This is a genomic window from Novosphingobium sp. (assembly GCF_019748365.1).
In the GTDB taxonomy this organism is placed as follows: Bacteria; Pseudomonadota; Alphaproteobacteria; order Sphingomonadales; family Sphingomonadaceae; genus Novosphingobium.
Genome location: NZ_JAIEPN010000058.1, coordinates 34,754 through 46,935, shown reverse-complemented (window position 1 = coordinate 46,935; position 12,182 = coordinate 34,754). Strand labels below are relative to the sequence as shown.

The 12,182-nt window shown below is 67.1% G+C and carries 9 protein-coding genes; 4 read left to right on the top strand and 5 right to left on the bottom strand.

Annotated elements, in window-relative coordinates; genetic code table 11:
• Genes K5Q19_RS08315 through K5Q19_RS08305 form a run of 3 tightly spaced genes read right to left on the bottom strand, consistent with a single transcriptional unit; the run spans position 1 to position 2,302 of the window.
• Positions 1-384 carry a hypothetical protein gene (locus tag K5Q19_RS08315; RefSeq protein WP_292943336.1) on the bottom strand — a complete coding sequence of 128 codons (384 nt, stop codon included), beginning with the start codon at positions 382-384 and terminating at the stop codon, positions 1-3.
• Complete coding sequence (gene sufB, locus K5Q19_RS08310) at positions 381-1,862, bottom strand: Fe-S cluster assembly protein SufB (RefSeq protein ID WP_292943333.1); 1,482 nt, start codon at positions 1,860-1,862, stop codon at positions 381-383. Before sufB ends, K5Q19_RS08315 begins: the two co-directional genes overlap by 4 nt.
• Entirely contained in the window at positions 1,859-2,302 is a 444-nt protein-coding gene (locus tag K5Q19_RS08305) for an Rrf2 family transcriptional regulator (RefSeq protein ID WP_292943330.1), read from the bottom strand. Before K5Q19_RS08305 ends, sufB begins: the two co-directional genes overlap by 4 nt.
• Before the next feature lie 421 nt (positions 2,303-2,723).
• Between K5Q19_RS08305 and K5Q19_RS08300 the strand changes: the two genes are divergently transcribed.
• From K5Q19_RS08300 to K5Q19_RS08290, 3 genes are all read left to right on the top strand, one after another.
• A complete protein-coding gene (locus K5Q19_RS08300) occupies positions 2,724-3,755 on the top strand; it encodes a quinone-dependent dihydroorotate dehydrogenase (RefSeq protein WP_292943327.1) in 1,032 nt (343 codons plus the stop codon).
• 9 nt (positions 3,756-3,764) lie between these two features.
• Complete coding sequence (ggt, locus tag K5Q19_RS08295) at positions 3,765-5,528, top strand: gamma-glutamyltransferase (protein WP_292943324.1); 1,764 nt, start codon at positions 3,765-3,767, stop codon at positions 5,526-5,528.
• 106 nt (positions 5,529-5,634) lie between these two features.
• Positions 5,635-7,476 (top strand): long-chain fatty acid--CoA ligase, encoded by a 1,842-nt coding sequence (locus tag K5Q19_RS08290; RefSeq protein WP_292943321.1) that lies wholly within the window; start codon positions 5,635-5,637, stop codon positions 7,474-7,476.
• 20 nt (positions 7,477-7,496) lie between these two features.
• Here the strand turns inward: K5Q19_RS08290 and K5Q19_RS08285 are convergent, their stop codons facing one another.
• Positions 7,497-9,488: a TonB-dependent receptor gene (locus tag K5Q19_RS08285; protein ID WP_292943318.1), complete on the bottom strand. Its 1,992-nt coding sequence runs from the start codon at positions 9,486-9,488 to the stop codon at positions 7,497-7,499.
• Positions 9,489-9,580: 92 nt separating this feature from the next.
• On the opposite strand from K5Q19_RS08285, the gene K5Q19_RS08280 reads away from it, so the two are divergent.
• On the top strand, positions 9,581-10,075 hold the full coding sequence (locus tag K5Q19_RS08280) for a hypothetical protein (protein WP_292943315.1): 495 nt from the start codon (positions 9,581-9,583) through the stop codon (positions 10,073-10,075).
• 6 nt (positions 10,076-10,081) lie between these two features.
• Here K5Q19_RS08280 and K5Q19_RS08275 read toward each other — a convergent pair whose 3' ends face one another.
• Entirely contained in the window at positions 10,082-12,058 is a 1,977-nt protein-coding gene (locus K5Q19_RS08275; protein WP_292943312.1) for an alkyl sulfatase dimerization domain-containing protein, read from the bottom strand.
• Positions 12,059-12,182 lie beyond the last annotated feature (124 nt).

Genomic DNA, 12,182 nt, shown 5'->3' with positions numbered 1-12,182 from the left:
TCACCCGACCGACTCGCCTTCAGCAGGAGCTTGCCATCCTGGATTCAGTTGAATGTGAGTGACATACTTCAGAAAGCGATCGTCTTCTGGAGGCAATATGACATTGCGCGCCAAGGCGTGACCAACGCAGCCCAAATCGACACGGCGCTTTACACCATCCTGCCACCGACTGAACACCGGAATGCGCCCATCAGGCATCACTTCGCTGATCTGCTTTAATTGCCTTTCGAAGTGCGCCTGCCGCTCCGATCCATCAGCCACGCCCTCTTGCCTGACTTCCTCCGCAGAAAACGGCGTCTTGGTCTTCTCTCGAAAGACTGGTTGCGGACTGCCTTCCCAGGGCTCAAAGCGGATCGGAATGTCGAAGTATCTCGGCTCGCTCACCCGACCGACCCTTCCAGCGAAATCCCCAGCAGCTTCTGCGCCTCGACCGCGAATTCCATCGGCAGCTGCTGCAGCACTTCGCGGGCAAAGCCGTTCACGATCAGCGCGATAGCGTCTTCCTGCGCGAGGCCGCGCTGCATCGCGTAGAACAGCTGGTCGTCGGAAATCTTGCTGGTGGTCGCCTCGTGCTCGATCGTCGCGCTCGGGTTGCGCACCTCGATATAGGGCACCGTGTGCGCGCCGCAGTCCGCGCCCAGCAGCAGTGAATCGCACTGGGTGAAGTTGCGCACGCCCTCGGCCTGCGGGGCAACGCGCACGAGGCCGCGGTAGGTGTTGTTCGAATGGCCGGCGCTGATGCCCTTGCTGACGATGGTCGAGCGGGTGTTCTTCCCGTTGTGGATCATCTTGGTGCCGGTATCGGCCTGCTGGTGGTTGTTGGTGACCGCCACCGAATAGAACTCGCCGACCGAGCCTTCGCCGTTGAGCACGCAGCTGGGATACTTCCACGTGATCGCCGAGCCCGTCTCGACCTGCGTCCACGAAACCTTGCTCCGCGCGCCCTGGCACAGCGCGCGCTTGGTCACGAAGTTGTAGATGCCGCCCTTGCCCTCGGCATCGCCGGGATACCAGTTCTGCACGGTCGAATACTTGATCTCGGCATCGTCGAGCGCGACGAGCTCGACCACCGCGGCATGAAGCTGGTTCTCGTCGCGCTGCGGGGCGGTGCAGCCCTCGAGGTACGAGACATAGGCGCCCTTGTCCGCCACGATCAGCGTGCGCTCGAACTGCCCGGTGTTCTCGGCATTGATGCGGAAATAGGTCGAAAGCTCCATCGGGCAGCGCACGCCCTCCGGGATGTAGACGAAGGTGCCGTCCGAGAAGACCGCGCAATTGAGCGCCGAAAAGTAGTTGTCCTGCATCGGCACGACGCGGCCCAGCCACTTGCGCACGAGATCGGGATATTCGCGGATCGCTTCGCTGATCGAGCGGAAGATGACGCCCGCCGCCTCCAGCTCCTTGCGGAAGGTGGTTGCCACCGAAACGCTGTCGAACACCGCATCGACCGCCACCTTGCGCGCGCCCTCGACACCCGCGAGCACTTTCTGCTCCTCCAGCGGAATGCCGAGCTTTTCGTAGATGCGCAGGATCTCGGGATCGACCTCATCCAGGCTGCCGAGCTTGGGCTTCGCCTTGGGCGCGGCCCAGTAATAGGCTTCCTGATAGTCGATCGGCGGAATGTTCAGCTTGGCCCAGTCGGGCGTCGGCATCGTCAGCCAGTGGCGATAGGCCTTGAGCCGCCATTCCAGCATCCACTCCGGCTCATCCTTCTTGGCCGAGATGAAGCGGACGGTATCCTCGGAAAGACCCTTGGGGCCGTATTCCTGCTCGATGTCGGACGACCAGCCGTGTTCATAGTCGGCGACGCGGGCCGCTGCCTCGCGCGCGGCCTGATCCTTGATTTCGATATCTTCGCTCATGCCGTCACCTCAGCGCGTGGGACCGGGCGCGTCAGCTGCGTCAGCGGCACGCCGGCGAGCGCCCCGCGCAGTGCGGCGTCAACCTGCGGCCAGTGCGGACGCACCGTGCAATCGGCTTCCAGCGTACAATCATGGCGACCATGCACGCTGCACGGCGCCATCGCGATCGGGCCTTCGACGGCCTCGACAATATCCGCGAGCGAAATCGCCGCCGCCGGCCGCGCCAGCTTGAGCCCGCCGCCCAGCCCGCGTGACGACTTGAGCAACCCAGCCGCGGCCAGCTTGCTCACCAGCTTCTGCACCGTCGGCACCGGCAGCCCGGTCTCGTCGGCCAGCTGCTGCGCCGACACCCGTGCCTCACCGGCGCCATGGCGCCCGCAATGACGCGCGGCGGCGGTCATCGTCACCACGGCATAGTCGGCCATGCTTGAAAGTCGCATTGCGGCTGTTCCCGGAAAAATTCCGCCCGATGTGAAATCGGACTGATCTGCTCCGGTTATCTAGGCGATGGACAGCGCCAGCGCAAGCCATGCGCCATGCCCCAAAATGTCAGGGATCGCGGCCACCACGCGCGCGACCAAAAAAAAGGCGACCGTGCCAGGGCACGGCCGCCATGAAGTCGAGAACTCGAATGCATTGCTGCACCGAGCCCTTCGGGTCGCACGATTCGATTAGATCACTGGCGGACATAAGAATTGTACGGATTCGACAAAATCGGTGGCACGCTTGCAACAGCGAAGTGAATTCAATGCTTAACAGGCGGTTAACCGACAAATTGGTTGCAATTGCCGCTTGGCGTGCATGCCCGGGGCGGCAATAGAACCTGCCACCCGTCATCGGGCCGGAGGGAAACGCTCAAGCATGCTCTATTCGATTTGCCGTCCCCTGCTGTTCCGCATTCCCGCCGAGACTGCCCACCGCCTCACGATCGCCGCCCTCGCCGCTGCGCCGCGTAGCGGCCGCATCGCGCCGCAACCGCTGCTGGTTCAGCGAGTCGCGGGTCTGGTGTTCCCCAATCCGGTGGGCATCGCGGCAGGCTTCGACAAGAACGGCGAAGTGCCGGACGCCTTGCTTGGCCTCGGCTTCGGCTTTGTCGAGGCGGGCACCGTCACCCCGCGCCCGCAGGAAGGCAATCCTCGCCCACGCCTCTTCCGCCTTGTCGAGGACAACGCGGTCATCAACCGCATGGGCTTCAACAACGCCGGTGCGCAAGTGGTCGCCGCCCGGCTCAATGCGCGCAGGCACCGCCCCGGTGTGGTCGGCGCGAATATCGGTGCCAACAAGGATTCGGCAGACCGCATCGCCGATTACGCGGCGATGACCCGGATCATGGCGCCGCTCGCCAGCTACCTCACCGTCAACATCAGCTCGCCCAACACCCCGGGCCTGCGCGCGCTGCAGGATCCCGCCGCGCTCGCCGATCTGCTCGATGCGGTGATCGAGGCGCGCGGCACCTTGCCGACCAGGCTGTTTCTCAAGCTCGCCCCCGATCTCACCGGCGCCGATATTGATGCCATCTGCAGGATCGCCATCGAAAAGCGGCTCGATGCGCTGATCGTGAGCAACACCACGATCACCCGCCCGTCGCTCGGCTCGCCGCTGGCAAAGGAGACCGGCGGTCTCTCGGGCGAACCGCTGCGCCCGCTGGCGCTGCAGGTGCTGCGGGATTTCCGTGCGGCCACCGGCGGCCTTGTCCCGCTGATCGGCGTCGGCGGCATCGCCAGCGCGGACGATGCCTGGGCCCGCATCCGCGCTGGTGCCAGCCTGATCCAGCTCTACAGCGCGCTCGTCTATGAAGGCCCCGGCCTCGTGCAGCGCATCGTCGATGGCTTGGCCAGGCGCGTGCGCGACGCGGGCATGAGCAGCATTGCCGAGGCGGTCGGCAGCGAATAACGCTGCGCCATGGCTTTCCGCTTTGTCCGCTCGCTCGCGCCTGCTGCGCTCCTCGTTCTCGCACAGGCTTGCGCGCCGCTGCCCAACGCCGCCCGGCCCACCACCGCACGCGCACAAGGCGCGCCGCCGCTTGCTGCCGACGAAACAGGCGTCGTCACCGCTGCCGATCCGCGGGCCGCTGCGGCCGGTGCGGAAATGCTGCGCCTTGGCGGATCGGCCACCGATGCCGCCATCGCCACGATGCTCGCGCTCACCGTGGTCGAGCCGCAAAGCTCGGGCATCGGCGGCGGCGGGTTCCTTGTCACGGCCGATGCCTCGGGCAAGGTCGAAAGCTATGACGGGCGCGAGATGGCGCCTGCCGCCGCGACGCCCGACTGGTTCAAGGTCGATGGCAAAGTGCTCGATCATGGCGATGCCGTACCCGGCGGACGCAGCGTGGGTGTACCGGGCAACCTGCGCCTCGCCGCGCTGGTCCATGCGCGCAAGGGCAAGCTGCCGTGGCGCGTGCTGTTCGGCCCGGCGATCCGGCTGGCGGGCGACGGCTTCGCCATCACCCCGCGCCTTGCCAGCACGCTCTCTTTCGCCTCCGGCATCGCGGGTCTCGATCCCGCCGGCCGCGCGCTGTTCTTCGGAGCCGATGGCGCACCGCTTCCGGTCGGCACCGTGGTCCGCAACCCGGCGCTTGCCGCAACCTTCGAGAAGATCGCCGCGCTCGGCGCCGACAGCTTCTATCTGGGCGACAACGCCAAGGCGATTGCCGTCAAGGTCGGCACGGCCCCGCGCAATCCCGCGCCGATGTCCACCGCCGATCTCGCTGGCTACAAGGCCAAGCCCCGCGATCCGGTCTGCGGCCGCTACCGCGTGTGGCGGGTGTGCAGCATGGGCCCGCCCTCGGCCGGCGGCGTGACCGTGCTGCAGACGCTGGGCATGCTCGAACGCTTCGACCTCAAGGCGTTGGGCGGCGCCTCCCCCACTGCGTGGCACCTCATTGCCGAGGCCGAGCGGCTCGCCTTTGCCGACCGCGACACCTGGCTCGCCGATCCCGATTACGCCCCCGTGCCGACCGCCGGGCTGATCGATCCCGCCTATTTCGCCGCCCGCTCGGCGCTGATCTCGGACAAGGCCGCGATCAACAATGCTGCTCCCGGCATGCCCGCCGGCGCCCGCGACAGCCTCGCCATGGCCGCTCCCATCCACGAGCACGGCACGACTCATTTCGCCGCGGTCGACCGCTGGGGCAATGCCGCGAGCTATACCTCCACCATCGAAAGCGCGTTCGGTTCGGGCCTCGTGGTCGGCGGATACTTCCTCAACAACGAGCTCACCGATTTCAATCTCGACCCCACCCGCAACGGCAAGACCACTGCCAACAGGGTGGAGGCCGGAAAGCGCCCGCGCAGTTCGATGAGCCCGGTTGTGGTCTATGGCCCGGATGGCCATCTGCGCCTGATCGTGGGTGCAGCGGGCGGCTATACCATCCCGCCGCAAGTGATCCGCGTAATCATCGGCACGCTCGACTGGAACCTGCCCGCACGCGAGGCCATCGCGCAGGGGATCGTCATGCCCGCACCCGGAGGCACCCTGGCCGTAGAGGCCGGCACGCCGCTGGCCGCCATGGTCCCGGCGCTCCAGTCGCTCGGCCATGCCAGGGTCGTTGCGGTGCCGATGCGCCTCAAGGCCAATGCCATCGAATGGGTGCCGGGCGAGAACGGCAAGTACCACTGGGTGGGCGCCGCCGATCCCCGCAGCGAGGGCGCCAGCGTTTCCCCCTGAGGCACTTTCCACAGGCCGCCTTGCCCTTCCGCTACGGCACTCCTAGTTTCCCGGCCAAACACGTGACCCGCCAGCGCGGGCACACCGGGCAGGGGATCGTCATACCGTGCAGCTTTCCGATTTCGCGTCCTATCCCAATCTCGTCGCCATGTTCCTCGATCGGGCGGAGTTCTTCGGGGATCGTCCGTTCCTCTGGGCCAAGCGCGGCGGCAGCTGGCAATCGCTGAGCTGGCGCGAGGCGGCGGATCAGGTCTGCCTCCTCGCCGAATCGCTGCGCAGCCTCGGGCTCGATGCGGGCGACCGGGTGGTGCTCGTCTCGGAAAACCGGCCCGAATGGTGCATCGCCGACCTCGCGATCATGGCCGCAGGGCTGGTTACCGTGCCTGCCTATGTCACCAACACCGTGCGCGACCATCTCCACGTGCTGGAGAATTCGGGCGCCCGCGCGGTCATCGTCTCCAATGCGAAGCTCGCCCAGCCGCTGCTCACCGCCTGCCTCAGCGCGGCGCCGGTGGCGCATATCATCGGCATGGAACCGCTGCGCCGCATGCAGTCCGAACGCATCGGCTTCCATGATTGGTCCGCGCTCACCAGCGGCGATGCCGTGCCTGCGCGCCTTTCGGTCGCCGCGCGTGTCGCCGCGATCGGCCGTCATGAAACCGCCTGCATCATCTACACCAGCGGCACCGGCGGCGCCCCGCGCGGCGTGTGCCAGCACCACGGCGCGATCCTGTGCAATGTCGATGGCGCGGGCGCCGTCGTCGCCGAGGATCTGGGCTGGGACACCACCGGCCGCGAGACCGAGGTGTTCCTTTCCTTCCTGCCGCTCAGCCATGCCTACGAGCATTCCGGCGGCCAGTTCCTGCCCATCGGTCTCGGCGCGCAGATCTATTATGCGGAAGGGCTCGAAAAGCTCGCCAGCAATATCGAGGAGACGCGGCCCACGCTCATGGTCGTCGTGCCGCGCCTGTTCGAGGTGCTGCGCGCGCGCATCATGAAGCAGGTCGAAAAGCAGGGCAAACTGCCCAACTACCTGATGGCCCGGGCGCTCGCGATCGGCGCACGCAAGGCAGAGGGGGCAAGCATCCTGCGCCGGATCATCGATGCACCGATGGATTTCTTCATCGAACGCACCTTGCGCCCCAAGATCCGCCAGCGCTTCGGCGGACGCCTCAAGGCCCTCGTCTCGGGCGGTGCACCGCTCAATCCCGACGTCGGCCTGTTCTTCGATGCGATGGGGCTCACCATGCTGCAGGGCTATGGCCAGACCGAAGCCGGCCCGGTGATCAGCTGCAACCGGCCCAGGGTGGGCCTCGCGATGGACACCGTCGGCCCTCCCTTGCGCGGCGTGGAGGTCAAGATCGCCGAGGATGGCGAGATCCTCGTGCGCGGCGAACTCGTCATGCACGGCTATTGGCGCAATGACGCCGAAACGCTTCGCGCGATCCCGCAGGACGGGCCGCAGGCGGGCTGGCTCCACACCGGCGATATCGGCCACTTCGATGACAAGGGCCGGATCAGGATCACCGACCGCAAGAAGGACATGATCGTCAACGACAAGGGCGACAACGTCTCACCGCAGCGGATCGAGGGCATGCTCACGCTGCAGCCGGAGATCGGGCAGGCGATGGTCTCGGGCGACAAGCGGCCCTACATCGTCGGCCTCATCGTCCCCGATGCCGAATGGGCGATGGAATGGGCCCGTGCCGAGGGCGAGAAGTACGACATGGCCGCGCTTTCGGACCTGCCCGCCTTCCGCACCGCGCTCCGCGCAGCGGTCGACCGGGTGAACAAGGACCTCTCGGTCATCGAAAAGGTCCGCCAGATCGCGCTCGCGGACGAGCCCTTCACCATCGACAACGAGGAAATGACCCCCTCGATGAAGATCCGCCGCCACAAGATCAAGGCGCGCTACGGGGCGAGGCTGGACGCGCTGTACAAGGGCTAGAAGGCTAGGGGGCTAGAAGGCTAGAAATCGACGGTCAGATACCCGCCAAGGCGCCGCCCGGCGATCAGGTCAAAGGCACCCGCGCCTTCGAGCCTGAACCCCTGCAGGTCCGTCAGATTCTCGATCTGCAGCCGCAGCGTTGCGGCCTTGCCGGCCAGTGCAAACTGATAGCGCCCGCCCAGATCGATCATGGTGCGCGGCGGGATCGCGGTCAGGTTGCTTACGGTTGCCGTCTCAGCGCTGCGGTGCGAGGCGCTGACATCGAGCGAAAGGCCCTCCAGCCATGGTGGCCGCCAGTCGGCATTGAGCTCAAGTCTGCGCGTGATCGCACCCACCGGGCGCGGCCCGACTTGCCCGCTGGCCACATCCTCGCCGCGCACGCGGGGGCGCAGCAGCACCGCGCCCGCCACCACGCTGAGCCGCTCGGTAAGGGGTCCGGCGATCGAGACTTCCGCGCCCTGGTTGATCACGTCGCCCAGCGCATCGAAGCGGCCATTGGCGCCCAGATTGAAGTAGGGCTTGCGCACGTCGAACACGCCCGCCACCAGCTTGATCTCGTCGGTCAGCGCATAGCTCAGCCCCGCATCCCGCTGGCTGGTGCGGATCGCGGGCAGCGCCTCGTTGCGGTTCGCCGCGTTCTCGGGCGCGATACCGCTTTCCTCCAGCCCGGTCACATAGCCGCCATAAGCGGTGAGGCGCGGCGTGATTTCGGCAGCCAGCGTCACGTTGAACAGGATCGGCGCGGCGAAAGTCGCCACCGGCGGCTCTCCCGGCAGGCCGATGCGCTTGCGGTACTGCGTCTTCTGGACGCCAAGGCTCAGCTCGCCCACGCCTTGCCAGCGCCCTTCATAGGCCAGCCCCACCGTCCATTGGCGCACCCGGTCGCGCTGTTGGGCAGAAAAGGCAAACGCCGGGCGAGGGGCGGTCGTCGGCGAGAAGACGCTGGTGGGCCCGAGGTCGATCACGTCCGATCCGCCGAAGCGCCGGTTGCCCGCTCTCGCCCGCACGCTGGCGTGGAGGCGGTGCACGCGCGGGCCATCGGCGATCGTGCGCGTGAGGCGCAGTTCGCCGCTGGTCGATGCGAACGTGAGCGGGGGGTCCGCGATCACGATCTGCGTACCCGTGCCATCCGCTGCCAGATCAACGATCAGATTGGTGAAGCCGCGCCGGTCATCGAAACGCGAATGGAACACCCCGCCCTTGAGCTCCCAGCCGGCGGCGATCCGCCATGTCGCGATCAGCCCGGCATTGGTTGCCGATCCACGATAGCGCGCCCAGTCCGGCCCCTTGAGGAAGCGGCGCGGCAGGCGCGGCGGCAACCCCTCGCCTGCAGGCAGAAAGAGCGGCCCCTTGATCTCGAAACCTTCCGCATGCGTTGCAAAGGGCACCAGGTCCGCTTCCGGCGTGATCTGCCAGAGCAGCGCCGCCGAGAGTTCGAGAAACTGCGCCCGCGTCCCGTTGAAGTTGCGGTCATTGTAGATCGCCCCGCCGAGCCCAAGGTTCAGCCCCTCCTGCACCGGCAGGTTGGCGTCGATCTCCAGCGAATTGTTGCCCCACTGGTTGATCTCGCCCAGCAGGCTCAGGGCCGTCTCGTCGCCGGGGGTGCGGAAGGCATAGTCGACAATGCCGGTCGGCGCGGGAAACGGGCTCCCCAGCGCCGAGAGCCCGACGCGGATCTGCGTGGTACGCTGCAATCGCGCGCCCAGTTCCCACACCTGATCGAAATAGAGCCCCTCGATCCGCACATTGCCCGCTGCCGTGGGCGAAAACCCGCGTGCGCTCTCCGGGTTGTAGAGCCCGATCGTTTCGCGCCCGACGGTGGTGCCAAAGGCATCGACGGCGCTGCGCACGGCATTCTCCGCAGCACGTGCGCCCGTCGCCGCGGTGCCTTGCGCCTCGATATCGACACGCCCCGGCAGCGGCGGCACGGCTTGCGCATGGGCCGAGGTACCGCCCGCAGTCACGGCAAGAGCCATCGCACAGGCGGGCCAGAAGCGGACTGCATGCTGCATCGCAACAAGGCTCGCATGGCGCGAAAGCGGCGTCAATCGCCCCGGCCGGTCAGGCCTTGCACCTCCGCCCGATCACAGTAGGCTTGCGCGTCATGCTCCCCACGTCCTTCCGCTCGCGCCTGCGCGCCTTTCGCGAGATGCGCGGCGAGCCGCCCGATCCGGGCTTCATCGCCGATCTCGAATTCCTCGAGAACCGCGATCTCGATCTTTCGGTGCGGCTTGGCGCCATGCTCGGCTTCAACGCGCTGATGATCACCATTGGCACGCACCCGATCTCGGCCAGCCCCGGCGCGCCGCTTTCGGTTGATGCCGCCACCCAGCCGCTGCTGGTGCTCGCCAGCCTGATCGGCATCGCGCCGCTCGTCGTCTCCTGCGCGCTCGCGCTCAGAGCCATGCTGCTGGGCGAGGAATTCGACGCCGAGGGCCTCGAAGGCGATGCCGCGCTGCGCCAGCGCCTGTTCGCCAGCTTTGTCCACTCGATCGACGCGCAAGCCCGCCACCTGCGCCTCGCCATCCGCTGGACGATCGCCGGCGGCGCGCTGACGCTGGCGGTGTGGGCAGCCATCCTCATCGACAAGATGGTCTGATTCCCCTCACGGCTCGGCGATGTTGAACGCCCCCGGCATCGGATCGAGCGCCGCCAGCCACGCTTCCATCGCCGCGCGGTCGCCTTCGACCTTGAGGCCCGCCGCTTCCAGCTGCGCCAGCGGCAGTTTCAGGAACAGCAGCCCCAGCAGCAGGCGGCGCGGGGCCGTCAGCGTTGCCGCTGCGCCGGGCGCTTGCTCCATCCGCGCCAGCATGGCGGTGCCCGTCAACTCGATGCCCGCCGTCTCCTTGCGCTCGGGCATCACGAGGTTGATCGCCATGCGCCGCCCCGCCAGCTTCGCCGGATCAAGCCGCGTCGCCACCGAATCGAGCAGGAGCTGCGTCGGCACCGCCGCGATCATGTCCTGGCTCTGGCTCGATGTGGCGGAGGATTTCCGCCCGTTCCTGAGCTCGCTCGCGGCGGCGAGGAACTGGTTGCGCCAGATGGCGCTCTCCGCTTGATAGCCCTGCTGCTCATAGCTGTCCGCCAGCAGTGCCCGCGCCGCCTTGTTCGCAGGATCGGCGAAGACCGCTGCACTCAGAAGCTCGGACGACCAGCGGTAATCGCCCGCCTTCATTGCCGCTTTGGCCTGCGCCAGCACTTTGGCCGGGCCGCCAATCGCGCCTACCAGCCGCTTGGCATGCTCCACCGCCGGCCACGGATTGAGGTTCGCAGGAACCGCATCGTACCAGCCAAGGTAGAACTGATAGACCGCCTTCGCGTTGTGGCTGTAGGTTCCGTAATAGCCATGGTTGAACCAGTCGGCGGCAATCGCGGCGGGCTGCACCAATTGCTCGGCGATCTCCGCCGGGGTCTCACCCTTGTTCATCAGGCGCAGCGTCTGATCGTGCAACACGCGGTAGTTGTCGCGCTGGCTCGCCAGCATCCGGCTCACTTCCGCCTGCCCGAAGCGCGGCCAGCAATGGCTGGAGATCACTGCATCGCTCCGCCCGCCGTAGATCCGCAGCGCCTCGTCGAGATAGCCCGCCCAGGCCCGCGTATCGCGCACCTTGGCCCCGCGCGGGGTGAGGATATTGTGCAGCGAACAGGTGCTCATCTCCGCCGAAAGCAGCACCTTCTGCCCCGGCAGATAGACGTTGAGCTCGCTCGGCGCCTCGCTGCCCGATACGATCTGGAACTCCATCGGCACGCCGTCGATCACCCGGGTCTCGCCTGTCTTGCTCACGGTATCGGTGGGCGCGATCAGCGTGATGGTGCCCGATGAAACGCCAAGCCCGATGCCGCTGCCCATCTGCCCCTCGGCACCCGGCGCAAGGCCGCCACCGAACTGATACTGCGCACGCCGGCCCATCGCGGAGCCCGCAAGGATGTTCTCGCTCGCCGCTTCCTCGATGAAATGCGCCGGCGCGATCACCTGCACCTTGCCTGCGGTCACGTCCGCCTCGGCAATCACCCCGCGCACGCCGCCGAAGTGGTCGGCATGGCTGTGGCTGTAGATCACCGCCGAAACCGGCCGCGCGCCCAATTGGGCGTTGACCAGCGCCAGCGCCGCCGCCGCCGTCTCCTTCGTCGTCAGCGGATCGACCAGCACCCAGCCGGTTGCCCCGCGGATCACGGTCATGTTCGAAACGTCGAACCCGCGCACCTGCCACACACCGTCCGCCACCGCGTAGAGGCCGTGCTTCTTCAGCAGCCCCACCTCGCGCCAGAGCGAAGGGTTCACGCTGGCGGGCGCGGGGCCCTGCACCCAGTCGTAGGCGGCCATGTTCCACACCGCCTTGCCCGCCGCATCACGGATGACGGGATCGGCGGCGCTCGCCACATAGCCTTGCGCGGCAAAGGCGGCATCGCGCCCGTCGTCCTGCGGCAGTTTTGCGGCCACGGCCTGCTGCGCCGCCACGGTCGCCGCACTGGCAGGCTTGGGCGCGAGCGCGGGATCGGCAGGAGGGGCAGCCAGTGCCCAGCCCGGCACAATCACCGTCGCCACCAAAGCCAGCCGCATCGCGCGTGCGCGAAAATCCATCAGATCCCCTCCTATCCTTCTTATCGCACCAGCTTGTCCGCTCCCGTCCCTGCTGACAAGAGGGGGCAAAATCCGGCGCCCGTGCAAACAACACAAGCCAAACCGCTCCAATTGGTCTATGGGG

Excerpts from the sequence above, each read along its gene's own strand:
- sufB (WP_292943333.1), bottom strand. The coding sequence starts at position 1,862 with ATGAGCGAAGATATCGAAATCAAGGATCAGGCCGCGCGCGAGGCAGCG.
- K5Q19_RS08305 (WP_292943330.1), bottom strand. The coding sequence starts at position 2,302 with ATGCGACTTTCAAGCATGGCCGACTATGCCGTGGTGACGATGACCGCC.
- K5Q19_RS08300 (WP_292943327.1), top strand. The coding sequence starts at position 2,724 with ATGCTCTATTCGATTTGCCGTCCCCTGCTGTTCCGCATTCCCGCCGAG.
- ggt (WP_292943324.1), top strand. The coding sequence starts at position 3,765 with ATGGCTTTCCGCTTTGTCCGCTCGCTCGCGCCTGCTGCGCTCCTCGTT.
- K5Q19_RS08285 (WP_292943318.1), bottom strand. The coding sequence starts at position 9,488 with ATGCAGCATGCAGTCCGCTTCTGGCCCGCCTGTGCGATGGCTCTTGCC.
- K5Q19_RS08280 (WP_292943315.1), top strand. The coding sequence starts at position 9,581 with ATGCTCCCCACGTCCTTCCGCTCGCGCCTGCGCGCCTTTCGCGAGATG.
- K5Q19_RS08275 (WP_292943312.1), bottom strand. The coding sequence starts at position 12,058 with ATGGATTTTCGCGCACGCGCGATGCGGCTGGCTTTGGTGGCGACGGTG.